This window comes from Pseudomonas sp. S30_BP2TU TE3576, assembly GCF_050436025.1.
Classification (GTDB): domain Bacteria; phylum Pseudomonadota; class Gammaproteobacteria; order Pseudomonadales; family Pseudomonadaceae; genus Aquipseudomonas.
Map to the genome: position 1 here is coordinate 4,202,573 of NZ_JBNDLK010000001.1, position 24,179 is coordinate 4,226,751.

Here is a 24,179-nt window from a genome sequence, read left to right on the forward strand (position 1 = left end):
GCGGTAGAATCAGCGCACTTTAGTTATCCACAAGTGGCCGACCTTTGCTTATCGAGTCCCGTCGTCGCGCTTATCTGGCCGCCATGCAGGTGGTCAACTGGCTGCCGCGCACCGAATTGCCCTTTGCTGCGCCTTCCCGGCCCGAGCTGCTGGAGATGCCCGAGCCGGTTGTGGTCGCGCCTGTCGTGTCCGCTGTCGTGGCTGAAACGCCCGTGGCGCCGGCGGTCAAACCGGCCGAGCGGGTGAAGATCGAGGTGCCGCGGCCGTCGCTGGCGAGCACGCGCACCGGTGCCAAACCGGTGGAAGAGGCCGAAGAGGCGCCCGTCGCGGTCAAGGCGCCGATCGTGCCGCCCCCGCGTTTCGCCCTGCAATTGCTGCGGGCCGGGCGTTGCCTGCTACTGGTGGAGTTACCCACAGGCGAACCCTTCCAGACTCGCGATCCTGCTTACCTGCTGCTTAAAGACATGCTGCGCGCTGCCGGTCTGCCGGACAGCCCGCAGATCGTCGGCGAGCCGGTACGCTGGCCGTTGCTGGTGCGTGGCACGATGGATCAAGGCCCGGAAGCGGCCCGCGACTTCGTGCAAGGTTTTCTCTCGGTGCGCATGGAAGAAACGCCATGCGCCTGCTTGTGGCTGATCGGCTTGCCCGCCGTGCGATTTGCCGGCGAAGCGGATGCCGGGGCGTTCAATCGCGAGTTGCAGATCGAAGGGCTGGGCTCGGCCTGGGCGGTGCCGGGCCTGGAATTATTAATGGAAGAGCCACAGCGTAAGGCTGATGTCTGGCAAGCCATGCGTCGGCTGATGGCGCGCTGGAAAGAATCGAATGAGTGACGCTGTATCGTTTCGCCCGATGACCGAGGCGGACCTGGAAGCCGTACTGAAAATCGAATACGCGGCCTACAGCCACCCCTGGACTCGCGGGATTTTTCTCGATGGCCTGGGCAAGTATCAGATCTGGCTGATGTTCGAAGGTCAGCAACAGGTAGGCCACGGTGTGGTGCAGATCATCCTCGACGAGGCGCACCTGCTGAATATTACGGTCAAGCCGGAAAACCAGGGTCGTGGCCTGGGGCTGACATTGCTTGAGCATTTGATGTCGATTGCCTACAAGGCCGACGCCCGGGAGTGTTTCCTGGAAGTGCGCGACAGCAATACTGCGGCGTTCAAGCTGTATGAGCGCTACGGTTTCAACGAGATCGGCCGGCGTCGGGATTACTACCCGGCGGTGGGCGGGCGCGAAGATGCGGTGGTCATGGCCTGCACTTTGGTGGATTGAGCTTAGAAAGCTTCGCGAGCAAGCCCGCTCCCACATTTGGAATGCATTCCCCCTGTGGGAGCGGGCTTGCTCGCGAAGGCGGCTGAACAGGCACTAAAAAACTATCGCTTGCCGTCCATCGGATCGCGCAGCGCCAGTTCCGCTTCATCCAGGCCACTGCCACCGCCAATTTCGTCCTCGTCGACGATGCTCAGGTCCCAATCCGCACGACGATCATTGCCCGCCTCATGGGCATCCCGGGCGCCGTCTTCACGGATCAGGGTTTCCGGGCTCAGGTCATCGTCGGTAGGTTGATGGTCATCGGTCGAGGCACCGGTCAGGCCCGCTTCACGTATGCGCTGGCGTGGCATCAGCTGCTCGCGCTCTTTTTCCGGCAGTTCGTCACCGATTCTGGCGCCGGGTTCTTCGGTATCGAAATCCAGCTCATGCACCGAGCCCATGCGGTCTTCGTCGTCATCGATGGGTTCCGGTTGCACCGCATCGTACGGACGTCGTGAATCATTCATGGCAATTCCTCATACTGTAGGCCCTACTACGGTTGACCCACGTGGCGACCGAGAATTCCACCGGCATGGAGCCCCGTGTTCCGGATCAGGAGAGCATCTGCATTTTCGCGCGTGACCCCGACGGGCGGTCGTCTGTCAAAGCAGCGCATCATTCTCGAGGCTTCATTGCATGAACGAATTACAAGATCTGATTGATAACAACGAGCGTTGGGCCGCTGCGATCAAGGAGGAAGATCCTGACTTCTTCGCCAAGCTGGCCCGCCAACAGACACCGGAGTTCCTGTGGATCGGCTGTTCCGACGCCCGGGTGCCGGCCAACGAGATCGTCGGCATGTTGCCGGGCGATCTGTTCGTCCACCGTAATGTGGCCAACGTCGTGCTGCACACCGACCTGAACTGCCTGTCGGTGATTCAGTACGCAGTCGATGTGCTCAAGGTCAAACACATTCTCGTCACCGGTCATTATGGCTGCGGTGGTGTGCGCGCCGCGATGCAGGATCGCCAGTTCGGTTTGATCGACGGCTGGCTGCGTTCGATTCGAGACCTCTACTACGAGAAGCGCGAAGAGCTGGCCAAACTGGCCACCGAAGAGGAGCAGGTCGACCGCCTCTGCGAACTCAACGTGATTCAGCAAGTGGCCAACGTCGCTCATACCAGCATTGTGCAAAATGCCTGGCACCGCGGGCAGAGCCTGTCGGTCCACGGTTGCATCTACGGCATCAAGGACGGTCGCTGGAAAAGCCTGAACACCACCATCAGCGGATTCGAGCAATTGCCGCCGCAATACCGCCTGCGGCCGGTCGACTCGCAATAAAGTCCGTCAATTGTGGCTTTGCCGACGCCAGCATTGCAGAAACCGCTGGCCGTCGGCGTTTGGCGACTCATCGTAACCGGTGATCCAGCCCCGACAGTTATACGAACCGCAGCGACAGGCAAACTGGCGCAGCAGTTTGTCTTCAGTGGCGGCGTAGTCCATCGACAGCCAATCGCCCTTTTGCAGGTCTTTCAACGCCCACAGCCACAGTTCACTCATGTCCAGAAAGACATTCGGGTCGCAGGAGTGTCGCAGCAGCCCACAGAAGCGCGGGTCGTAGACATGCACACCAGGCGCCAGTTGCCGTGTATGCCGGCAGCGATAGGGCAGCAAATGCCCCGATACCCGGCAGACTCGGCTGATACGGGGGAATTCGCGTAGCGCCACGGCGGCCTTTGCCGTGCCTTTGTCGTTGGTGAGGATTTCAAAATCGTCCAGAGACGGAAATCCGAGGTGAAGGGGGAGCTCCGCGAAGGGATAAACACCCGCGGGTGGCGGTGCGAGAGACTTGCGCAATGCATTGGCTTTCATAACGATCCTTGTCTGCTCGGTGCTGCGACTTCCTTGCGCCGACGGTCCTGTCAGCGCTGCAGCACATGGGTTCAGCCCAAGCCTCTCGCAGATACTACGGGCGGTCTACTGTCATAAGTGACAGATTGATAGCCGTTCATCGGGCTACAACGGCGGAGCAGGTTTCGCAGTGGCTGGCGCCGGTGCCTTGAGTTGTTTGAGCTGGGACGCGATCGAAGCTGTCGCGCATTTACCCACTGCCTGTTGGGGCGTCAGATTGCGGATCGAGGTGTAGAACAGCTCGCAGGTTTTTTCTTTCCGGGCCACTTGCCAGGTTTGCGTGCAGGTATTGAGCTCGACGTCTGGATTGCTGTCCGGCTGGCGGCCCATGGCGGCCTGCCAGCACGCAGCACTCAAATCCTGGCCCATGACCTTCAGGCCTGCCGCATCGGCCTTGGCTTGGGCATCACTGCCGGTATAGTTTGCCGGATCGGCGGCATACCAAATGTAACTCGGGTGGTTGGAGCCCAACACGGGTACGTTCACGCCATTTTCCGGGTTGATTTGGACCAGGCCCAACACGTTCACCGTCGGCCCGTATTGCTCTTTGATCCAGTTACGCACCGGCGCGCCGAAGGCGACCATCGGCAATGCTGCGCCGCTGGCGTTCAGGCTGACTTCCTTGACCATGGTGGTTTGGTAATCCTTGAAGTAGCCGTAGACGCCCTCCAGGTCCTTGCCTGCGTTGGATGGGGCGGCGATAGGGGCGATGTCGACAATGGTCTGAAAACCTGGCGTCTGCTCGGGCGGGATGCCATTGGCGGTCAGCAGCGTGGCCCAGCGATCCGTGGTGGCGGACCTCAGGTAATCCTGGGCCTGGGTCAGCGAATAGTCTGGCGGGAAGTGCAGCAGTTCGACGCTTTTGCGGTTTTCCAGGGCCATGCCCAATGGCAGGAACAGGTACCAGCTATATGCCCACTTGCCATCGGCATTCAGTTTACTGGCGCCGTTGTAGGCCAGATCACCGGCGTCGAGCAGTGCGGCCAGGGGCTTTTCATAGCCGTTGGGTACGCCACTGATTTCTGCATGGAGCTGATTGTTATCGGTCTTGACCAGTACCTTCGCCCCGCTATAGCCATCACGCTCCACGCTTTGGGTCAGGTAATGCTCGACGGTTTGTTCAAGCGTCCAGTTGCGAAAGCAGATCACGTTGCAGTTGTTGGGATAGGCGAAGAGACGGGTAACGCGTTCGGTACTACCCAGTTTCAGGGCGACATCGGCGTGGGCAGCGGCACTCAGGGTGAGGGCCGCGAGGGTGAGTCCTGCAAGTTTCAACATGCTCAGATCCTTGTCAGCGTGGGTTCCCGGTAGCGGGGTACTAAGTACTGAAACCGCTGGTGGCACCTTTCAAATGTGGGAACGGGCTTGCTCGCGAATGCATTGGATCAATCACCTCCACGTTGATTGACACACCGCCTTCGCGAGCAAGCCCGCTCCCACATGTATTTCCGTAGGTTGTAAATTCAGGCTATGGCATCACCGGCGGCGTATAGGCCAGCGTCGTCCCCAACACCCAGAGTAGCAGCAGCACCAGCGGCGTGTGCACCAGCAACTGCACGAACGAGAAGCCGATCAGGTCCCGCGCCTTCAGCCCCAGCACACCGAGCAACGGTAGCATGTAGAACGGGTTGATCAGGTTCGGCAAGGCTTCGGCGGCGTTGTAGATCTGTACGGCCCACCCCAGGTGATAGTTCAGGTCATTGGCCACCTGCATGACGTATGGCGCTTCGATGATCCACTTGCCGCCACCGGACGGAATGAAGAAACCGAGGATCGCCGAGTACACGCCCATCAGCAGGGCATAGGTGTCATGGGAGGCAATACTGACGAAAAAGGTCGAGATGTGGTGCGCCAGGGTCTGCGCATCGGCGCCTTTGACCGTGGTCATCAATGCAGCGATCGAGCCGTACAGCGGGAACTGGATCAACACGCCAGTGGTGGTCGGCACCGCGCGGGACACAGCGTCCAGTAAGCTGCGCGGACGCCAGTGCAACAGGGCACCCAGCATGATGAACAGGAAGTTGTAGGTGTTCAGCCCGGAAATCGCACTGATGGCCGGTTTGGTCGAAAACTCATGGAACAGCCACCCGGCTGCCAGCAACACCAGCAGAATTGTCAGCAACGGGCTGTATTCCAGCCATTCGCCGGGGCGGGTGCGCGGTTGCAACGGTGGCAGGTTGAAACTCGGGTCGACGCCGCAGGCCTTGGCGTCTCGCGCCGAGTTTGGGCCCGGGGCGGTGGCATAGGCGATGATCAGGGAAATCACGATCAATGCCAGCAACATGACACCGGACTGCCAGAGGAAAATTGTCTGAGTGAACGGGATCACCCCGGTGATCGACAGAATCGATGGCGGCAAGCTGGCCGGGTTGGCCTGAAGTTGCGCCGCGGACGACGACAGGCCCAATGCCCACACGGCACCCAGGCCCAGGTACGCGGCGGCACCGGCGGCGCGGTAGTCCATTTTCAAATCGGTGCGACGGGCCAGGGCGCGCACCAGCAATCCGCCGAACACCAGGGACAAGCCCCAGTTCAGCAACGACGCGACCATGGAAATCAGGGCGACCCAGGCGACAGCAGAGCGGCCGTTTTTCGGGATTTTCGCCAGACGGTCGATCAGTTTCACTGCCGGTGGCGAACTGGCGACCACATAACCGCCGATCACCACGAAGGCCATCTGCATGGTGAATGGAATCAGGCTCCAGAATCCGTCACCGAACGCCATGGCAGCGTCGGTGGGTTTGGCTCCCATCGCCATGGTGGCCAGGGCCACGATAATCACTGCCAGGGCAGCAAACACCCAGGAGTCAGGAAACCAGCGTTCGGCAAAACTTGAGCAGCGCAGGGCAAAGCGGGCGGAGCGGCTATCTTCGATATCAGCGGCCACGGAGGTACCTCGGATTTTTATGTTTGTTGTGGTCTTCGGGGCAGTAGCGGCCCGTCTGGACAGACGCCAACATTAATTCAACCCGAGGATTTTTGCGGGGCTGTTTTGTGGCTATGGGACTTTGGTCTAACGGGTTGTTCGCCAGCGCGTTTGCGTAGACCATGGGCGCCTTGGTTTTTGCCTGTGCCAGAGTTCTTTACATGACTGCCAACACCGATTCGCGCCCGGCGCCGTTCAGCCGCTCGGACTACAAGACCCTTGGGCTCGCCGCCCTCGGCGGGGCGCTGGAAATCTACGACTTCATCATTTTCGTGTTTTTCGCCCTGACCCTCAGCCAGTTGTTCTTCCCGCCGGAAATGCCCGAGTGGCTGCGCCTGCTGCAAAGCTTCGGGATTTTCGTCACCGGTTATCTGGCGCGACCGTTGGGCGGCATCCTGATGGCGCACTTCGCCGATCGTCTGGGGCGCAAGAAAGTCTTCAGCCTGAGCATCCTGATGATGGCGTTGCCGTGCCTGCTGATCGGGATCATGCCGACCTACGCGCAAATCGGATATTTCGCACCGTTGCTGCTGTTGGCTCTGCGCATCCTCCAGGGCGCGGCGGTGGGTGGCGAAGTGCCGAGTGCCTGGGTATTCGTCGCCGAGCACGCGCCCGTCGCCCATCGCGGCTATGCCCTGGGTTTCCTGCAGGCGGGGCTGACCTTCGGCTATTTGATCGGTGCATTGACCGCAACCTTCCTGGCGCAGGCATTCACTGCAGCGGAAATTCTCGATTACGCCTGGCGTTACCCGTTTCTGCTGGGCGGCGTGTTTGGCGTGATTGGCGTCTGGCTGCGTCGCTGGCTCAGCGAAACCCCGGTGTTCACGGCCATGCAGGCGCAACGCGAGGCAGCCGCCGAACTGCCGCTGCGCACAGTCTTGCGCGAGCATCGCCTGGCCATTTTGCCGGCGATGATTCTCACCTGTGTACTGACCTCGGCGGTGGTGGTGTTCGTGGTCATCACCCCGACCATGATGCAGAAGACCTTTGGCATGACCGCCAGCCGTACCTTCGCCTTGAGCGCACTGGGCATCGTGTTCTTGAATATCGGCTGCGTGCTCGCCGGGCTGCTGGTCGACCGCATCGGTGCCTGGCGCACGGTGATGCTCTATAGCCTGCTGCTGCCGCTGGGCATCGGTACGCTGTATGCCTGCCTGATCATGGGCGGCGACTGGATCGGTCTGGCCTACGCCGTGGCGGGGCTGGCCTGCGGGGTGGTCGGCGCGGTGCCATCGGTGATGGTCAGCCTGTTCCCGGCGCGGATTCGCGTCTCGGGCATCTCGTTCACCTACAACATTGCCTACGCGGCGTGGGCAAGTGTCACGCCGTTGTTGTTGATCGGCCTGATGCCGTGGAGTCCATGGATCTGTGTGATGTTCAGTGCAGTGATGGGAGCAGTGGGCGTGGGCAGTGCGGCGTATTTCGGTACGCGGATGCCGAGAATCGCAGGCTGTTCTGCCGCGAGCGCGCATTGATTGTGCGACTTGGAAATATTTTTTGTAGGACAAGCCTGAAGCACGCTTAAGAAAATGTTTCCAAGGCCGATGGTTAGGCTGCATATCGCTTTCTACCCCAGTCCATCGGTGCTTTCCCATGTTCAATAAACGCTTGAAGCAGGAGCTGTCGGCTCTTCGTGAAGAACTCTCCAGCCTCCAGCAAGTGAAGGACAGTCTGGAAAGCGAGATGCTGGTGCTGACCCTCGACAGCGATGGACGGGTTCAGTCGGTCAATCAGAACTTCCTTGGCGAAATGCATTACAAGAGCGCCGACCTGATTGGCCGACACATCGACGACTTCGTCCCGGATCACGTCAAATCCGACGAATTCCAGCTGCGTTTCAAGAACGCGCTGACCCGTGGCGAGCACTTCGCCGGTGCGGTGCGCCTGTTGCGCGGCACGGGTCAGGAAGCGTGGTTGCGCTCGATCCTGCAACCGGTGCGCTCGGCGGATGGGCGGATCAAGCAATTTTCGATTTTCTCCAGCGACCTGACCCGCACCATCGAGACCTCCCGCGAACACGAGAACCTGATCGGTGCGCTGGTTCGCTCCACGGCGGTGATCGAATTCGACCTCAACGGCAACGTGCTGACCGCCAACGACCGCTTCCTCAACGGTATGGGCTACAGCCTGGCGCAGATCAAGGGCAAGCATCACCGTAGCTTCTGCCTGCCGGAGGAATACAACAGTGCCGAGTACCAGAACTTCTGGCGCCGCCTGAACACGGGCGAGTACGTGGCCGACCGTTTCAAACGTGTCGACAGCCATGGTCGGACGGTCTGGCTGGAGGCGTCCTACAACCCGGTGGCCGATGCCAACAATAATCTCTACAAGGTGGTGAAGTTCGCCACGGTGATTACCGATCAGGTCAATCAGGAACAAGCCGTCGCCGAGGCCGCCAACATCGCCTACGGCACCTCGCAACAAACCGACCGAAGCGCCCAGCGCGGTAATGCCGTGGTGACCCAGGCCGTGGACGTGATGCGTGATCTGGCCAAACATATGCAAACCGCCGGCGATGGCATCGAAGCCCTGAACGAGCAGTCGCTGGTGATCGGTACCATCGTCAAAACCATCAGCGGCATTGCCGAGCAGACCAACCTGCTGGCGCTCAATGCGGCCATCGAAGCGGCGCGTGCGGGCGAGCAGGGGCGGGGGTTCGCCGTGGTGGCGGATGAAGTCCGGCAACTGGCTTCGCGCACCAGCCAGGCTACCGACGAAATCGTCCTCGTGGTGCGGCAAAACCAGGACATGGCGCGCAATGCCGTGGCGCTGATGGCCGATGGCAAGCTTCAGGCCGAACAGGGCCTGGCGCTTGCGGCGGAAGCGGGTACGGTGATTGTCGAGATCCAGGACGGCGCGCAGAAAGTGGTCAATGCGGTGGGGCAGTTTGCCAATCAACTGACTAACTGACCTGCGATCAGCTCTTGGTGGGAGCGGGCTTGCTCGCGAAAGCGGTGTGTCATTCAACGCAACTGTGACTGAACTGACGCCTTCGCGAGCAAGCCCGCTCCCACAGGGTTACGTGGGCGCTACAATCGGCTCTTTTCCCCTGGAGCAGACTTCCATGAGCGTTTCCCACCGCCGTCCGGTTCCCTTGTCCAAGGCTTATCGTCTGCTCAATCATGGCCCGACCGTGCTGGTCAGCGCCGCCCACGGTGGCCAGCGCAATATCATGGCGGCAGCCTGGGCCATGCCGCTGGATTTCGAACCACCGAAAATTGCCGTGGTGCTCGACAAGTCCACCTGGACTCGCCAGTTGCTGGAAGCCTCGGGCACGTTTGTGTTGAACGTTCCTTGCGCTGCCCAGGCCGACATTGTGCAGACCGTCGGTTCGACCTCCGGCCTGGAGTTGACCCAGGATCAGGGGCGCGACAAGTTTTCGACCTACGACTTGCAGACCTTCACCGGTGAATCGGTCGATGCGCCGATGCTCGAAGGCTGCGTGGCCTGGCTGGAATGTCGCCTGTTGCCGGAGCCGAACAACCACCAGCAATACGATCTGTTCCTGGCCGAAGTGATTGCCGCCCAGGCCGACGAGCGCGTGTTCAGCGAAGGCCGCTGGCACTTTGAAGGGCAAGATGCCTTGCGCACCTTGCACCACGTGGCGGGCGGGCACTTCCTGACCATTGGTGAGCCGGTGGACGGCAAGACCTTGCAGCCGTAAGGTTTCGACTATTCAAGCGGTAAGCACACTCACCAAGAGGCCAGGCGATGAGAAAACTGCGTGTAGGGATAATCTTTGGCGGGCGTTCGGCAGAGCACGAAGTATCGTTGCAGTCGGCGAAGAATATTGTCGACGCCCTCGATCGTTCACGCTTCGAACCGGTGCTGATCGGCATCGACAAACAAGGCCACTGGCACCTCAACGACCCTTCCAACTTTTTGCTGAATCAGGAAAACCCGGCGCTGATCGCCCTCAATCAGTCCAATCGCGAACTGGCTGTCGTACCGGGTAAAGCCAGCCAGCAACTGGTGGAAACTTCCGGCCAGGAGTTGCTCGGCCATGTCGATGTGATCTTCCCGATTGTCCACGGCACTCTCGGTGAAGACGGTTGCCTGCAGGGTTTGCTGCGCATGGCCGATCTGCCGTTTGTCGGCTCCGATGTGCTCGGTTCGGCTGTCTGCATGGACAAGGACATCAGCAAGCGCCTGCTGCGCGATGCCGGCCTGGCCGTGACGCCGTTCGTGACATTGACCCGCGCCACGGCGGCGCGCACCGGGTTTGCCGAGGTTCAGTCCCGGCTCGGTTTGCCGCTGTTCGTCAAACCGGCGAATCAGGGCTCTTCCGTGGGCGTGAGCAAGGTTACCGACGAGGCCGAATACGCCTCGGCGGTGGAACTGGCCTTGAGTTTCGATACCAAGGTGTTGATCGAATCTGCCGTCAGCGGCCGCGAGATCGAATGCGCGGTTCTCGGCAATGAAGAGGCCGTCGCCAGTGGCTGCGGCGAGATCGTGGTGCACAGCGGGTTCTATTCCTACGACAGCAAATACATCGACGACACAGCCGCTGAAGTGGTGGTGCCGGCCAATATCAGCGTCGAGGCCAGCGAACGCATTCGCGCCCTGGCCGTCGAGGCATTTCAGGTGCTGGGTTGCTCCGGACTGGCCCGCGTCGATGTGTTCCTGACCGACAGCGGCGAAGTGCTGATCAACGAAATCAATTCGCTGCCCGGCTTCACCCGCATCAGCATGTACCCGAAACTGTGGCAGGCCACCGGCATGACCTACAGCGAACTGGTGACGCGATTGATCGAGCTGGCGCTGGAAAAGCACCAGGTTCGGCGGGGGTTGAAGATCAGTCGGTGAGCGGAGTGCTGCGTCGAGGGTCTTGTCTGTAGGCGTGATTGCAAGAGCGGCTGACGCTGATCAAACGGGCTTAACCGGTTTGATCAGGCTCTGCGCGGGTATCCCGAATAGCTCGTGCAGTTTCCAGATCATTGGAAGCGTCAACGCTCGCTTGCCATTGAGTACTTCATAAACACGATTTGTGCGACCGATAGCGGGTGCAAGATCGGCGGCGGAAAGGCCGGACTGCTCCATACGGAACTTGATGGCATCGATCGGATTGGGTAAGTCGACCGGGAAGTGCTTCGACTCATACGATTCGATCAGCGTAATCATGATGTCAAAGTAATCTCCCTCGGGAGTGCCAATCTCTGGTTCATTATCAAACAATGCAGACACACTCTTGAGGGCGGCGCGGTAATCCTCTTCGGTGTGAATCGGGCGAATGTTCATGGGTTACTCCATTTCGACGTTATCGGCGTCGACCGTGTCGTACTGCTTGTGAGTGCCGACGAATTTTATGTACACGGCACCGAAGCGATAAGCCACGGCGACTACCAGCCTGAAGTCGTTACCCTTGATGTTGAACACGACTCTGCGACTTTTGAGGATACTGGCTGTAGCGAAGTGCAGCTTTATGTCAGCAGGCGCTTTCCAGACTGCATTTCTTACCTCATCAATCCAGGCCAATAAGGGTTGCTCCGCGCTCGGGTATCTCTCCCAAAATTGCTTCAGTTGATTGATGGCGATGATTCTCATGGCATGATCCTAGTCCCGTTGTGGGACTGATGCAAGTCTGTGGAGGCGCAGAAACTCTAACCAAGCTGCCGTTATTTGCGGGTAGGAAAAGGCTGCATGAGTGAGGCGACCTGGACTCTTTACCTATAAAAAGGGCCTACCACCCGGTAAGCCCTTTCTCATTCCTGCGTGCGATTCAATCCCCCAGCGCTTGCCCCTCACGCCGCGGGTCGGCACCTCCCGTGAGTGACGCTTTCCCCTGGGCGTCCTTCACCCGAACGATCGCCTGGGTTCCGCTGGTCATGTCGATCTCGCTCACGTTGTGACCTTTGTCTTTCAGCGCCTGAATCAGTGTCGGGCTGAATTGTCCCTGTTCCAGTTCGGTCGGGCCATTGCGGCTGCCGAAGTTGGGCAGGTTGATGGCGGCTTGCGCATCGAGGTTCCAGTCGAGCAGGCCGATGGTGGATTTGGCCACGTATTCGATGATTTGCGAGCCGCCGGGGGAGCCGACGGTGGCGAGGAACTCGCCGCTCTGGCGGTCGAAGATCAGGGTCGGGGCCATGGATGAGCGCGGGCGTTTGCCGGGTTCGACGCGGTTGGCGACTTTCTGCCCGTTTTCCTCGGGGATGAACGAGAAGTCGGTCATCTCATTGTTGAGCAGGAAACCCTGAACCATGATGTGAGAGCCGAACGCCGACTCGATGGTGGTGGTCATCGACACGGCGCCACCTGCGTCATCGACGGCCACCACTTGCGAGGTGGAAATCCGCAGCGGCGAACGGTCTGGCGCGTAGGCCACCTGGATGCCCGGCGGGGTGCCGGGCTTGGCCGTGCCCATGCTGCGTTCGCCGACCAGGGCGGCGCGGCTGGCCAGGTAAGCCGGATCGACCAGACCCTTGACCGGCACGGGGACAAAGTCGGTATCGGCGACGTATTGAGCGCGGTCGGCGTAGGCCAGGCGTTCGGCTTCGGAGATCAGGTGCACGGCTTGCGGGTCGGGTTCTATGCCGGCCGGTGCCGTGGTCTTGAGCGGTTTCAGCGGTGCCAGCGCCAGGCGCTTGTCGCGAGTCTCCAGGGCCTGCAGCGTGCCGAGGATTTGCGCCACGGCGATGCCGCCCGACGACGGCGGTGGCATGCCGCAGACCTGCCAGCGCTTGTAGTCGGTACACAGTGGTGCGCGTTCCTTGGCCTGATAGTTGGCGAGGTCGCTCACGGACAAGCTGCCGGGATTGGCGTGGCCCTGAACCTTGGTCACGATCTCTTGGGCGACCGGGCCTTTGTACAAGGCATCCGGGCCTTCATGGGCGATGCGTTGGAACACGGCGGCCAGTGCCGGGTTCTTCAGCCTGGTGCCGACGGCTTTAGGGCTGCCATCGGCATTGCGCAAGTAAGCCATCATTTCCGGCGAGCGTGACATGGACGAATCCGCAGCGATCAACTGGTGCAGGCGTGGCGAAATGGCGAAGCCTTGTTCGGCGAGCTGGATGGCCGGTTCAAATAGCTGCGCCCAAGGCAGGCGTCCGTGTTTTTGATGGGCCAGTTCGAGGGCGCGCAGCACGCCGGGGGTACCCACCGAGCGACCACCGATTTGCGCCTGGGTGAACCCCATCGGTTGTCCGTTGGCTTGCAGGAAAAGTTTCTCGGTGGCGCCGGCCGGGGCGGTTTCACGGCCGTCGTAAGTGCGCACGGCTTTACCATCCCAAAGTACGATCAAGGCGCCGCCACCGATGCCCGAAGACTGTGGCTCGACCAGCGTCAACACCGCTTGCATCGCAATCGCGGCATCGATGGCCGAGCCGCCCCGACGCAGCATTTCCCGCCCGGCTTCGGCCGCCAGCGGGTTGGCCGCCGCGGCCATGTATTTCTCGGCATGTTGAGTTTTCAGGTCGGTGCGAAAGCCCGAAGCGCTTTCCGGAGCGAGCGGAAGCGTCGGCACTGAAGCGTTGTTGCACGCGGTCAGGGTCAAGGCGCCGGCGAGCAGAACCAGGGCTGGCAAGTGAAAGCGGCGTAAAGGGAAGTTTGAGAACACGTGGGGTACTCCGTCCATTGGATCTACGATCAATGGACTTTATCGGCCGACCGGGAGGGACGCAAACCAGGTCCCACGGCAGCGACGTTTTTGTCCTTCATCAATGGCAGGATTTTCTGTAGGGTCGTTGCCAACAGACAGGCCAGAAAATCAACAAGAGGCAGACATGCAAACCGAGTTTCCAGCGCAACCCGGCTATCGCACCCAGCGTGAACAGTTCCTGGCCGCCGCGACCACGGCAGGCGCAACGCTGACGGAATATCCACACCCGCTCACAGGGCCGTTCGGCGAATCGCTGAGTACCGATGTGGCGGTGCTCGGTGATCCGGGCGCCAAGCGCCTGTTGATTGCGCTGAGCGGCACTCACGGGGTTGAAGGCTTCTATGGCTCGGGCTGCCAGATCAAATGGCTGCAGGAGTTGGGCAAGCGTTCCCTGCCAACGGATGTCGCCGTGGTCATGATCCATGCCATCAACCCCTGGGGCATGGCGTGGTTGCGCCGGGTCAATGAAGACAACATCGACCTGAACCGCAATCACCTGGATTTCCAGCGACCGCTGCCAGACAACCAGGCCTACAACGCCTTGCACGAAATCTATGCCTGCCCGCAGTTGCACGGCCCCGCGCGAGATCGCGCCGATGCCATGCTCGACGAGCAGATTCGCCAGCACGGCTGGACGGCGGTGATGTCGATTGTCGAGGGCGGTCAGCATGCTCATCCCGATGGTCTGTTTTTCGGCGGGCTGGCACCGAGCTGGTCGAACCGCACGCTGCACCGGATCCTGCAACAGCACGTGGCCCATGCCGAAGTTGCAATGTGTTTCGATTTGCACACCGGTGCGGGTGAATACGGTCATCCGATGTTGTTGACCATCACTGAGTCCGCTTATCCGGCACTGCCAGATGCACAGGCGATCTACGGGCCGTGGCTCTACAGCCTGCAAACCGGCGCCAATACCGTGAGCGAAACCGGCGTGGCGGCGACGGCCACCGGCTACACCTCGCAGGCGTTGATCGATGCGCTGCCGCAGGTGCGCTTGATGCCTTTCGTCATCGAGTGCGGGACGTATCCGGGGCCGGACGTTCACCGCCATTTGCGTGATGACCACTGGCTGCATCTGCACGGCAATCCGAGTGATGCAGTAGGGCGCGGGATCAAGCTGAACCTGCTGGAGCAGTTCTATCCGGCCGACAGTGATTGGCAGGCGATGGTCTGGTTACGGACGTGGCAGATCTGGGAGCGGGCGCTGTCCGCATTGCCGACGGTTCGTAGCTGATACGACGTGACGGGGTGAGTGCATGCGGTGCAGGATTTCCTGACACCGCAGTGGGCTTTTCTCGAGGCATAAAAAAACGGCCTACCTTTCGGTAAGCCGTTTTTAGTACTTGGTGGCTACACAGGGACTTGAACCCCGGACCCCAGCATTATGAATGCTATGCTCTAACCAACTGAGCTATGTAGCCAAGTGGCGCGCATTATTCACCGGTAACGGGGATGCGTCAAGCACAAATCTAAAATATTTCTCTGCGCTTTCAACCGTTTATCAAAATCTACCTTCCAAGCAGTGGTGAAGGGCAGCGCTGGAACCAGCGGCTGGCCTGTTCATAGGCGTGCGCCAATTGCAGGACAGCGAAGTCGGCCTGGTGTCTGCCGATGATTTGCAGGCCCATGGGCAGACCGTTCTGGTTGAAGCCCACTTGCACGTTAGCCACCGGGCAACCGGACAAGGTGCCGGGAATCACCACCTCCATCCAGCGGTGATAGGTGTCCATCGTCACGCCTTCGATGGAGGTGGGCCACGGTTGAGTCTTATCGAACGCAAACACCTGAGCGCTGGGCAACAACAGGTAGTCGTATTGTTCGAATAGCCTGGAGATCGCCCGATACCAGTCGCTGCGCGTCACCGAGGCGGCAAACACATCGGTGGCCGAGAGTTTCAGGCCGTTCTCCACTTCCCAGCAGGCTTCCGGTTTCAACAGTGCACGTTTTTGCGGGTCGGCATAAGCCGCGCCCAACGAGCCGGCGACCATCCAGTGGCGCAACGTCCGCCAACTGCTCCACAGCTTCTCTGGCGCGAATTCGGACTGTACGGGCTCGATATGGCAACCCAGGCTTTCGAAATCGCCAAAGGCCTTTTCGCACAGCGAGAGGATGCCTTTTTCCATTGGCAGGTAGCCGTTGAAATCGCCGAGCCAGCCCAAACGGGTGCCTTTGAAGTCCCGATCCAGCGGCGCCGCAAATGCGCTGCCGGACTCGGCAATCGACAGCGGCGCCCGCGCATCGGCCCCGGCCTGCACCGACAACAGCAACGCCGCATCGCGCACGCTGCGGGCCATGGGTCCTTCGTAGCCGAGTTGATCGATAAACAGATCGGCACTGTCATCGAACGGCACACGGCCCTGGGACGGACGGAAACCGAAGATGTTGTTGAAGGCGGCCGGGTTGCGCAGCGAGCCCATCATGTCGCTGCCATCGGCCACCGGCACCAGGTGCATGGCCAGCGCCGCCGCCGCGCCGCCGCTGCTGCCGCCAGCGGTTTTGCTCGGGTCATAGGCGCAGCCGGTGGCGCCAAACAGCGGGTTATAGCTTTGCGAGCCGAGACCGAATTCCGGCGTGTTGCTCTTGCCGATGATGATCGCGCCGGCGGCTTTGATCCGTTCGACCATGATGCCGTCGCGCTCGGGAATGAAGTCCTTGAACAGCGGCGAGCCGAAGGTGGTACGGATACCGCGGGTCAGGGACAGGTCCTTGATCGCGTGTGGCAGGCCGTGCATCCAGCCGCGATACTCGCCACGGGCCAGTTCGGCGTCGCGCTGATCGGCCTGGGCCAGCAGGTCTTCCGGCGCTTGCAGGCTCACCAGTGCGTTGACCTGCGGGTTGAAGCGTTCGATATGGGCAAGATAAGTCTGCATCACTTCCCGGCAGGAAACCTGGCGCAGGCGGATGCGTTCGGCGAGTTCATGGGCCTGCAACAGGACCAGTTCGCTGATGTTGTTAGAAGTCATTGCAAGCGGCCTTTCAGACGGCTGGAAAAACGCCCCGTCATTGTGCGCCGGGGCGGCAGGGATCAACGCATCAGGTTGGTCCAGAGACGGTCGGCCAGGCGGATCGCGCCTTCGCCGCAGGTCTTGCTGAACACCACCTGGGTGCCTTCGGGAATGTGCAGTTCCGGAGCGTCTTTCAGTCCGGCGTCGAGGAACGGTTCCACACCTTTGATTGGGCTCTGGTGCTTGAGGAAGTTCTGGGTCATTGCGGCGTTTTCAGGCTGGCTGAGGAACGCGATGAAGACCTTGGCGTTCGCCGGGTTCTTGCTGCCAGTCGGGATGACCATGTTGTCGACCCAGGCCAGCACGCCTTCTTTCGGGTACAGGTACTTCAGGCCCGGCTTCATCTCCCGGGCGCGCATCGACGAACCGCCCCAGAAGGTCGACATGTCGATTTCACCCGAGGCGAGGTTTTCGCGGATCGAGCCAGCCTTGGAGCTGTAGGTTTTGACGAACGGTTTCTGCGCCTTGAGCAGGGTCAAAATCTGCTGCATCTGTTTCGGGTCTTCGCTGCACAAAGGAATGTTCAGGTACAGGCTGGCCATGTCCACTACATCGCTGACCGAATCGAACATGTTGATCCGCCCTTGCAGCTCGGCTGGCGGCTCGTAAAGCACTTTGTAGCTGTCGGCAGGGCCTTTGTAGCGCCCGGTGTCGAGCACCACGCTGGTGGTGCCCCAGATGAACGGCACGGAATAGGCGCCTTCCGGGTCCCAGGTCGGTTTTTTCAGGTTGTCGACGACGCCGGCGTAGTAGGGTTCGTTGACCGGATCGAAACGCTCCAGCAGTTTTTCCTTGATCAGGATCGGAATGAACTGGTGCGACGGGATCGCCACGTCGTATCCGGCACCGCCCTGTTTCAATTTGGCCAACAGGGTTTCGTTGGAGTCGTAGGAGTCGACGGTGACTTCGATGCCGGTCTGCTTCTGGAATTTGGCGAGAATTTCCGGCGAAAAGTAACCGCTCCAGCTCACCACGTTGAGTTTCTCCGCGGCTTGAGCGCTGCCAGCCATGGTCAGCGGTAAAGTCAGGAACAACGAAGTGCCGATGCTTTTAATCCACTTGCTCATGCTATTTCCCCACAGTACGTAGAAGGTTCAGGATTTCTTTTTTCCCAGCAGATAAGAGAGCGTGACGAACAGCACCGAGACGCCCAGGATCAGCGTTGAGACGGCGTTGACGTCGGGTGTCACGCCCATGCGCAACAGGCCGAAGATGAAGATCGGCAAGGTCGTGGTGCCGGCCTGGGAGACCATCATCGAGATCACGAAGTTATCCAGCGACACGATGAAGGCCAGCATCAGCCCGGAGAAAATCCCCGGCATCAGCAGCGGCAGGGTGACCTTGCGGAAGGTCCGCCATGGGCCGGCATACAGGTCGGCCGAGGCTTGTTCCAGGGACAGGTCCATGTCGTTCAGGCGTGCCCGTATCGGCAGAAAGGCAAACGGAATACAGAACACCGTGTGCGCGATGATCAAGTTGCCGTAGCCCAGGGACAGACCGATGGTGGAGAACAGCGCGAGGGTAGCGACGCCGACCACGATTTCCGGCAGCACCAGGGGCAACATGATCGCGCCCATGGACAGTTGCAGGCCCTTGAACTTCGCCCCCCGGGAAGTGCCGAGGGCGGCGAGGGTGGCGATGGCCGTGGCGACCATGCTGGCGCAAACAGCGATCAACAGGCTGTTGCCGGCCGCCTGGCGCAGGGCCTGGTTGGCGAACGCCGCGCGATACCAGTCGAGGCTGAACCCGGTCCACACTGTGGCCGACTGGTTGGCGTTGAACGAGAACACCACCAGCACCACGATCGGCGCGTAGAGGTACAGGTAGAACAGGAAGCTGAAGCCGCCGAAGCCCGGGAAGTCCTGCACACCCAGCGTATTACGTTTGAACAGGCCGATCATCACGCACCTCCTTTGGCGATGCGCTGGCGTTCGGCACGCAGGGCATAGACCGTCAGTACCAACATCACCGCCGCCATCAACACCAGCGACAGCGCTGCGCCGAATGGCCAGTTACGCGCATCGCTGAACTGCCGGAAGATCAGGTTGCCGAGCATCATTCGCGTGCCGCCACCGAGCAGTTCCGGGGCGATCATCGCGCCCAGGCAAGGCACGAACGTGAGGATGGCGCCGGCAAGAATTCCCGGTTTGGCGATCGGCAACACCACTTTGCGCAGGGTGCGCACACGGCCGGCGTAGAGGTCCTGAGCGGCTTCAAGCAGGCGGATGTCCATTTTTTCCAGGGTGGCGTAGATCGGCAGCACGACGAAGGGCGCGTAGGTGTAAACCAGCCCCAGCCGCAGCACCGCGCCGTCGGTATAGAGCAGTTGCAACGGCTGGTCGATGACCCCGAGCCCCATCAGGCTGTTATTGATCACCCCGGTGTTACGCAGCAGCAGAATCCAGGCGTAGGTGCGAATCAGCAGGTTGGCCCAGAACGGCACGGTGATCAGGAAGATCAGCAAGCCACGGCGATGGGCCGGTTGCATGGCCAGCCACACAGCCACCGGAAAACCGATCAACAGGGTGATAAGCGTGGTCAGCCCGGCGATGCCGATGGAGCGCAAGGCGATGATCAGATAGGAGTCGGCGAAGGCCAGGCTGTCGTCCAGTTGCCGCTCGAACAACAGCGAGGTGTAGGCGTCGCTGCTGAACACTTTGTTCACCCCGCCGTAGGGGTTGGCCTCCATCAATGAGTAACCGATGACGATCAGGATCGGCACGATCAGAAACAGGCCGATGGCGATCAGCGCCGGGCTGACCCCGAGAAAACTCTGGAAGGCCCGCCGACGTTCCAGCGTGTTGGCAATCGGTAAAGCGTGCATGGCAATTCCTCGTGCTCAATCGTGCAGGACGCTGGCGCTACCCCGGTCGAACAACAGACCGGCCTGGCTGCCGACGGCGAAGCGCTTGCTTTGGTCGACGCAGTTAGGCGTGCGCACGGTGAGGCGCGAGCCGTCGCTCAGGCTGACCTGGTATTGCAGGTCGGTGCCGAGGTAGATCTGCGCTTCGATCCGGCACGGCAGAGCGTTTTCAGTGGTGGCTGGCACCAGATGCAAACGCTCGGGTCGCACGGACAATGCGACGCTGGCACCGACGCGCACATCGCTGCATGGCTGCGCAGGCAGCGGATGACCGGCGGGGCCGGCGAACCAGGCCAGGCCGTCTTCGATGCGGGTGACCGTACCTTCGATGAAGTTGGTTTCGCCGATGAAGTCGGCGACAAAGCGATTGCGCGGGCGTTCGTAGATGTCTTGCGGACGACCGACCTGTTGCACTTCGCCTTCGGACAGCACGGCGATGCGGTCGGACATGGTCAGTGCTTCTTCCTGGTCGTGGGTGACGAAGATGAAGGTGATCCCGGTTCGCGCCTGGATGGTTTTCAGCTCTTCGCGCATGGCCTGGCGCAGCTTGAGGTCCAGCGCCGAGAGCGGTTCGTCGAGCAGCAAGACTTTGGGATGCGGCGCCAGTGCGCGAGCGAGGGCGACGCGCTGTTGCTGGCCGCCGGAGAGTTGCGCTGGCTTGCGGTTGGCGAAGCGTTCCATCTGCACCAGGGCGAGCATCTCGCGCACCCGTTCGGCCATTTGCGTTTTGTTCAGGACTTTGCCCATCGGGTGGGATTCAAGACCGAAGGCCAGGTTCTCGGCGATGGTCATGTGCGGGAACAGCGCGTAATGCTGGAACACGGTGTTGACCGGACGCTGGAAGGGCGGGCGGTCGGCGATGTTTTCGCCGTAGAGCAGAATCTCGCCTTCGGTGGGAAATTCGAACCCGGCGATCATCCGTAAGAGCGTGGTCTTGCCGCAGCCCGAAGGGCCGAGAAGGGTGAAGAATTCGTTGTCGCGAATGTCCAGGTCGATGCTTTTCAGTGCCACCGGACCGGTGCGTGGATCACCGTAGACTTTACGCACTGAGCGGATGGACACCGCCAGTGTTTGCAGCGAATGCAGGGCATTCATGCGTTACCTCCGATTCCCCCATCGTCCGCGAGTGCTGTAAACAGCCGGGCCGTCGGACCATGGATATTATTTTTCTGGGCAGGATCGAGATTGCGTTCGAGTGTTGTAACCAGCTGTTTTTTTATTCTGCTGTGGATTGATTATCGGTGAGGGGTTGCGGGGGCGAAACTTCAATTTTAACATAGGGGCTGTTAAAAAATTTAACAGCAAAAGGCGCCCGGAAACCATGCCTGACCACCGTTTGCCGCCGCTCAATGCGGTGCGTGCCTTTGATGCCGCTGCCCGGTTGGGCAGCTATGTCGAAGCCTCCAAAGCCCTGCACGTGACCCAACCAGCCATCGGCCGCCATGTGAAGTTGCTGGAGGACTGGCTGGGAATCCAATTGTTCGAACGCACGTCTCGCGGGGTCAACCTGACAGTGGCGGGGGAGAAGTATCACCGCAAGATCGCCGCGGCCTTGCAACTGATCATCGAAGCCGGAAAAGAGGCGCAGCCCAAACACGCCGAGCGCTGGCTGCGCATCATGGTGGTGCCGGGGTTCGCCAAGCGTTGGCTGATGCCGCGCATCGAGGCCATGCGTCACCTGCGACCGGGTTTGAAGTTCGCCATCGAACCCAATTCAACCTTCACCGAAGTGGACGGCAAAAGCGCTGACCTGGGCATTGTCTACGGGGTGGATGGCCAATATGCCCACTCCCGCACCAGTCTGATTTGTCCTCGGGTGTTTCCGATCTGTTCCCCCGAATATCTGGCCGGCGTCGCGCCCATCCGCAGCCCCGCGGACCTGGTGCAACACAACCTGATTCATGTCGATGACGGCGAGTGGTGGAACCTGTGGTTCGCCGCCAATGACCTCGACATCCACCTCAATTCGGACATGCTCTACGTCAACAATGATCACGCATTATCGGTGGCCGAGAGCGGGCAGGGCATTGCGCTGGCCAACGAAGTGCTGGTGCGCGAAGAACTCAATAGCGGCAAGCTGGTGCGGGTGGTGGACGCGCAAGTGAAGCTGGAAAGCTATCGGGTGCTGACGCCATCCGCCGAGCTCTCGGCGGACGTGGCATGGTTTATCGATTGGCTCAAGACCGAGCTGGAGCAGGACTTCCCGGAAGCGGTCATCCACGCCTGAGAAGCACTGCCGGACTCAACTCAAACGGAAGCGCCCGGTGTTGTCGCTGAGGGCCTTGCTGCCGTGGCTCAAGGTGTCCGCTGCCTGGTTCACCGCACGGGCACCTTCGAGCAGACGCAGCGCCGCCTGATCGACCTGCTGGATATTGCCGCTGACCTCGTCGGCGGTACTGGCCTGTTCCTCCACCGCCGTGGCGATTTGCGCCAGGGTATCGGTGACACTCTGCACCGCATTGGCGATTTCCCCGAGTCGTTCACCGAGGCCGGTGACCGCTTGTGCATCGGATTCAGCCTGACTGCACGCGGCTTCCATCAGGCCGACGGCCTCATTCACGGTGTTTCGGAGGCTGTCGACCGTGCCGGCAATCTGTGCGGTCGACGATTGCGTGCGCTGCGACAGGCTGCGCACTTCATCGGCCACCACCGCGAAGCCGCGCCCTTGCTCACCCGCCCGGGCGGCCTCGATGGCGGCATTGAGTGCCAGCAGGTTGGTCTGCTCGGCGACGCCTCGAATGGTGTCGACCACCAGTTGAATCTGCTGTCCCTGCTCGCTGACCCGGCCCAGTGCCGCCGCTGTCTCGTTCAGGCGTTGATTGAGTTGCTGGATGCTCGCGGTGGTGCGCTGGCTGTCACGGCTGCTGTCGGCGGCAATGCGCCGGGTGTGCTGGGCGCTACCGGACGCCTGTTCGCAACTGTGGGCCACCCCTTGTGAGGTGGCGGCCAATTGCGTCGCTGCCGCGGCAATCTGGCTGATCTGCAACTGCTGGGCTTCGACTTCGCCCAAGGCCTCACTGGAGTGATGGTTGAGGGCTTGCACCGCGTTGCTCAATTGCAGGGTTTCGTGATCCACCCCTTGCAGGCTGGTGCGCAGTTGCACCACGGCGACGTTCAGCGCGGTGCTGATCAGCGCCAGTTCGTCCCGCCCCTGAACCGGCACTTGCACACTCAGATTGCCGTCGCGCAAGGCTTCGGCCAGTACCGTGATGCCGCTGGCGCTACGGCGAATCGAAGCCTGCAAACAGATGAACAGATACAGCGCGGCCAGCAACAGGCAACCCAACACGGCGGCGACCACGATGAACTGGCGGATCGCCGAGCCGTGGTAGTGATCCAGGCGTTGATCCAGCGATACCAGCGACTGCTGGCGCAGTGAGGCGAGGTCGGAGAGCAGGGCGTCGAGACTGCGCTCGAAATCATCCGGCTTGAGGTTGATGCTGCCACCGAACACGCCGTCATCCAGCACCTTCAGGCCGGCGTCCAGGTGCTTGAGGCTGTCATGGTATTGCCCGGCCCAGGTTTGCAGGGCGCTGGGCAAGCGCGCTTCGAGCAAGCCTGCGGTTTTCACAAGCTGTTCTCGCGCGTCGCCGATGCGGCTGCGCAAGTCGCGCAGTTGCAGACGGCTTTGCAGGGTGAACTGTCCGGACACCACCGAGGCCTGGCCCACTGCGGCCAGGCGACCGACTCGCTCGATCAGGTCCGGCGCGTGTTGGGTGGAAATCTGCGTCAGCAAATAAGTCTCCAGCCACGGCGCCAGCGTCAGGCGATTGTCCATGGCGATTTGCTCGCGCAAGGCTTGCAGGGCACTCAAGGCGTTAGTGAAGCGATCGTAGCCATCCGGCCACCAGCCGACACTGCTCAGGCTTTTTGAGTCGAGGCCATCGAGAGCGGTTTGCAGGGCCTGGTAACGCGTCAGGCTTTCGCCCTCGGCGCCTTCTTTTTGCAGGGCATTGCCCAGCTCGGACGTGGCCTGGCTGATGGCGGGTTGAACTGCATCGAAGGCGGCCATCGCAGCGAGGGTGGCTGGTGTCGGCTGGCGATTGGTTTCTGTCGCGCGCCACCGGGCGGCGCGATCACGCTGGGCGGCGAGCAGGTCATCCAGCGCATCAAGAGCCAGCAGTTGCCGCACCCCGGCACGTTCGCCGGAGATCAGGCTGAGTTTGTCGCGATAGTCCTGGCCGATCATCCACAGGCTGCCAGCCAACGGCAGGATAAACAGCAAAAACAACAGCTGGAATTTGCGTGCAAAACCGAAACGCCCCAGCAGTCCGATCCCCGGTGATAAAAAAGCCTGCATGCCCCATGACTCCTCTGGACACCACGCACCATTGGCGTGCGTCGAAGGTTGTTGCACCCCCGACTCGTGCCCTCTTAAAAGGCCTCGAAAGTTCACCCTTGTCTGCTCTGTAGGCCGACTCTGTGGTGAAACTTCCCATTCTCGGTCCCCTTTGTAAGGGGGCCGCGTTGAAGCGGATAAGCAAGGCAAGATTCAGACCATGGCTTTGCGCTATCACTTTTCCCCGATGGAAATCGATTTCGTTAGCTGGCTAAGGGGATGGCGCAGTCGCACCGAAAAATGGCACATTGACGCACCAGCCCGTTTGCACCCACCTGTTTTACGGA

The 24,179-nt window shown here is 60.8% G+C and carries 21 protein-coding genes, 1 tRNA gene and 2 pseudogenes; 10 read left to right on the top strand and 14 right to left on the bottom strand.

Annotation, left to right across the window (positions count from 1 at the left end; translation table 11 throughout):
• Positions 1 to 83: 83 nt before the first annotated feature.
• Both ABIA48_RS19190 and rimI read left to right on the top strand, forming a co-directional pair.
• A complete protein-coding gene (locus ABIA48_RS19190; protein WP_429492888.1) occupies positions 84 to 830 on the top strand; it encodes an energy transducer TonB in 747 nt (248 codons plus the stop codon).
• Positions 823 to 1,275 (top strand): ribosomal protein S18-alanine N-acetyltransferase, encoded by a 453-nt coding sequence (gene rimI / locus ABIA48_RS19195; RefSeq protein ID WP_007981794.1) that lies wholly within the window; start codon positions 823 to 825, stop codon positions 1,273 to 1,275. The genes ABIA48_RS19190 and rimI overlap by 8 nt, the downstream gene beginning before the upstream one ends.
• A gap of 101 nt (positions 1,276 to 1,376) precedes the next feature.
• Here rimI and ABIA48_RS19200 read toward each other — a convergent pair whose 3' ends face one another.
• Positions 1,377 to 1,781, bottom strand: a complete 405-nt coding sequence (locus tag ABIA48_RS19200) for a serine kinase/phosphatase (RefSeq protein WP_429490610.1) — start codon at positions 1,779 to 1,781, stop codon at positions 1,377 to 1,379.
• A gap of 169 nt (positions 1,782 to 1,950) precedes the next feature.
• Here ABIA48_RS19200 and can point away from each other — a divergent pair, with 169 nt between their 5' ends.
• Positions 1,951 to 2,595 (top strand): carbonate dehydratase, encoded by a 645-nt coding sequence (gene can, locus ABIA48_RS19205; RefSeq protein WP_007981797.1) that lies wholly within the window; start codon positions 1,951 to 1,953, stop codon positions 2,593 to 2,595.
• Between the two features lie 6 nt (positions 2,596 to 2,601).
• On the opposite strand, the gene ABIA48_RS19210 is transcribed toward can, so the two are convergent.
• The 3 genes from ABIA48_RS19210 to ABIA48_RS19220 all read right to left on the bottom strand — a co-directional run bounded on the left by ABIA48_RS19210 (position 2,602) and on the right by ABIA48_RS19220 (position 6,052).
• On the bottom strand, positions 2,602 to 3,126 hold the full coding sequence (locus ABIA48_RS19210; RefSeq protein WP_429490612.1) for a lysine methyltransferase: 525 nt from the start codon (positions 3,124 to 3,126) through the stop codon (positions 2,602 to 2,604).
• Positions 3,127 to 3,270: 144 nt separating this feature from the next.
• Positions 3,271 to 4,443: a hypothetical protein gene (locus ABIA48_RS19215; RefSeq protein WP_429490614.1), complete on the bottom strand. Its 1,173-nt coding sequence runs from the start codon at positions 4,441 to 4,443 to the stop codon at positions 3,271 to 3,273.
• Between the two features lie 190 nt (positions 4,444 to 4,633).
• Positions 4,634 to 6,052 carry a short-chain fatty acid transporter gene (locus tag ABIA48_RS19220; protein ID WP_310053866.1) on the bottom strand — a complete coding sequence of 473 codons (1,419 nt, stop codon included), beginning with the start codon at positions 6,050 to 6,052 and terminating at the stop codon, positions 4,634 to 4,636.
• A 200-nt stretch (positions 6,053 to 6,252) separates the two neighbouring features.
• Between ABIA48_RS19220 and ABIA48_RS19225 the strand changes: the two genes are divergently transcribed.
• The 5 genes and pseudogenes from ABIA48_RS19225 to ddlA all read left to right on the top strand — a co-directional run bounded on the left by ABIA48_RS19225 (position 6,253) and on the right by ddlA (position 10,897).
• Positions 6,253 to 7,566 carry an MFS transporter gene (locus ABIA48_RS19225; protein ID WP_429490615.1) on the top strand — a complete coding sequence of 438 codons (1,314 nt, stop codon included), beginning with the start codon at positions 6,253 to 6,255 and terminating at the stop codon, positions 7,564 to 7,566.
• 208 nt (positions 7,567 to 7,774) lie between these two features.
• Positions 7,775 to 8,413: pseudogene (locus ABIA48_RS19230) on the top strand (PAS domain-containing protein); the annotation flags it as partial.
• Between the two features lie 153 nt (positions 8,414 to 8,566).
• Positions 8,567 to 9,001, top strand: a pseudogene (locus tag ABIA48_RS19235) (methyl-accepting chemotaxis protein); the annotation flags it as partial.
• A 154-nt stretch (positions 9,002 to 9,155) separates the two neighbouring features.
• Positions 9,156 to 9,755, top strand: a complete 600-nt coding sequence (locus ABIA48_RS19240) for a flavin reductase family protein (RefSeq protein WP_429490616.1) — start codon at positions 9,156 to 9,158, stop codon at positions 9,753 to 9,755.
• Between the two features lie 47 nt (positions 9,756 to 9,802).
• Positions 9,803 to 10,897 (top strand): D-alanine--D-alanine ligase, encoded by a 1,095-nt coding sequence (gene ddlA, locus ABIA48_RS19245; protein WP_429490617.1) that lies wholly within the window; start codon positions 9,803 to 9,805, stop codon positions 10,895 to 10,897.
• Between the two features lie 60 nt (positions 10,898 to 10,957).
• Here ddlA and ABIA48_RS19250 read toward each other — a convergent pair whose 3' ends face one another.
• The 3 genes from ABIA48_RS19250 to ggt form a co-directional block, all read right to left on the bottom strand.
• On the bottom strand, positions 10,958 to 11,329 hold the full coding sequence (locus tag ABIA48_RS19250; protein WP_204931949.1) for a helix-turn-helix domain-containing protein: 372 nt from the start codon (positions 11,327 to 11,329) through the stop codon (positions 10,958 to 10,960).
• A gap of 3 nt (positions 11,330 to 11,332) precedes the next feature.
• Positions 11,333 to 11,635, bottom strand: a complete 303-nt coding sequence (locus tag ABIA48_RS19255; RefSeq protein WP_310053881.1) for a type II toxin-antitoxin system HigB family toxin — start codon at positions 11,633 to 11,635, stop codon at positions 11,333 to 11,335.
• Between the two features lie 175 nt (positions 11,636 to 11,810).
• Positions 11,811 to 13,643 (bottom strand): gamma-glutamyltransferase, encoded by a 1,833-nt coding sequence (ggt, locus tag ABIA48_RS19260; RefSeq protein ID WP_429490618.1) that lies wholly within the window; start codon positions 13,641 to 13,643, stop codon positions 11,811 to 11,813.
• Between the two features lie 166 nt (positions 13,644 to 13,809).
• Between ggt and ABIA48_RS19265 the strand changes: the two genes are divergently transcribed.
• The gene (locus ABIA48_RS19265) at positions 13,810 to 14,919 is read left to right on the top strand and encodes a DUF2817 domain-containing protein (protein ID WP_429490620.1); all 1,110 of its coding nucleotides are present in this window, start codon (positions 13,810 to 13,812) and stop codon (positions 14,917 to 14,919) included.
• A 110-nt stretch (positions 14,920 to 15,029) separates the two neighbouring features.
• Here the strand turns inward: ABIA48_RS19265 and ABIA48_RS19270 are convergent.
• The 6 genes from ABIA48_RS19270 to ABIA48_RS19295 form a co-directional block, all read right to left on the bottom strand.
• Positions 15,030 to 15,106: transfer RNA gene (locus ABIA48_RS19270), tRNA-Met, on the bottom strand.
• 87 nt (positions 15,107 to 15,193) lie between these two features.
• Positions 15,194 to 16,648, bottom strand: coding sequence for an amidase (locus ABIA48_RS19275; protein ID WP_429490622.1), 1,455 nt, complete (start codon positions 16,646 to 16,648; stop codon positions 15,194 to 15,196).
• Positions 16,649 to 16,710: 62 nt separating this feature from the next.
• Positions 16,711 to 17,757 carry an extracellular solute-binding protein gene (locus ABIA48_RS19280; protein WP_429490624.1) on the bottom strand — a complete coding sequence of 349 codons (1,047 nt, stop codon included), beginning with the start codon at positions 17,755 to 17,757 and terminating at the stop codon, positions 16,711 to 16,713.
• Positions 17,758 to 17,784: 27 nt separating this feature from the next.
• Complete coding sequence (locus ABIA48_RS19285; protein ID WP_007981818.1) at positions 17,785 to 18,591, bottom strand: ABC transporter permease; 807 nt, start codon at positions 18,589 to 18,591, stop codon at positions 17,785 to 17,787.
• The gene (locus ABIA48_RS19290) at positions 18,591 to 19,514 is read right to left on the bottom strand and encodes an ABC transporter permease (RefSeq protein ID WP_429490626.1); all 924 of its coding nucleotides are present in this window, start codon (positions 19,512 to 19,514) and stop codon (positions 18,591 to 18,593) included. The genes ABIA48_RS19285 and ABIA48_RS19290 overlap by 1 nt, the downstream gene beginning before the upstream one ends.
• Before the next feature lie 15 nt (positions 19,515 to 19,529).
• Positions 19,530 to 20,648, bottom strand: coding sequence for an ABC transporter ATP-binding protein (locus ABIA48_RS19295; RefSeq protein ID WP_429490628.1), 1,119 nt, complete (start codon positions 20,646 to 20,648; stop codon positions 19,530 to 19,532).
• Positions 20,649 to 20,874: 226 nt separating this feature from the next.
• Here ABIA48_RS19295 and ABIA48_RS19300 point away from each other — a divergent pair, with 226 nt between their 5' ends.
• Positions 20,875 to 21,780 (top strand): LysR substrate-binding domain-containing protein, encoded by a 906-nt coding sequence (locus tag ABIA48_RS19300; protein ID WP_429490630.1) that lies wholly within the window; start codon positions 20,875 to 20,877, stop codon positions 21,778 to 21,780.
• Positions 21,781 to 21,795: 15 nt separating this feature from the next.
• On the opposite strand, the gene ABIA48_RS19305 is transcribed toward ABIA48_RS19300, so the two are convergent.
• Complete coding sequence (locus tag ABIA48_RS19305) at positions 21,796 to 23,853, bottom strand: methyl-accepting chemotaxis protein (protein ID WP_429490632.1); 2,058 nt, start codon at positions 23,851 to 23,853, stop codon at positions 21,796 to 21,798.
• Positions 23,854 to 24,179: the final 326 nt, after the last annotated feature.